The following is a 232-nucleotide window of genomic DNA, read 5'->3' as shown; positions in this document are numbered from 1 at the left end:
CTGCCTGCCGAACGGATCGTCTGCCTGCATGTGGCCGGGCACTTCGAAGAAGCCGATGACCTGAAGATCGACACCCATGGCAGCCCCGTGGTAGGGCCGGTGTGGGCGCTGCTGGACCATGCCTGCGCCCGGTTCGGCCCGCGCCCTGGCCTGCTCGAACGCGACTTCAACCTGCCGCCGTATGCCGAACTGCGGGCGGTGCTGCGGCAGATGCGCCGCATCCAGGATGCGG

At 69.0% G+C, this 232-nt stretch carries 1 protein-coding gene; it reads left to right on the top strand.

Annotated elements, in window-relative coordinates; translation table 11 throughout:
- A partial coding sequence (locus ACQG3P_RS24630) for a DUF692 family multinuclear iron-containing protein (RefSeq protein WP_426806513.1) occupies positions 1-232 on the top strand: 232 nt, incomplete at both ends.

It is taken from the genome of Stenotrophomonas sp. SrG, assembly GCF_050031795.1.
In the GTDB taxonomy this organism is placed as follows: domain Bacteria; phylum Pseudomonadota; class Gammaproteobacteria; order Xanthomonadales; family Xanthomonadaceae; genus Stenotrophomonas; species Stenotrophomonas rhizophila_A.
This window is presented reverse-complemented; position numbering and strand designations above follow the sequence as displayed.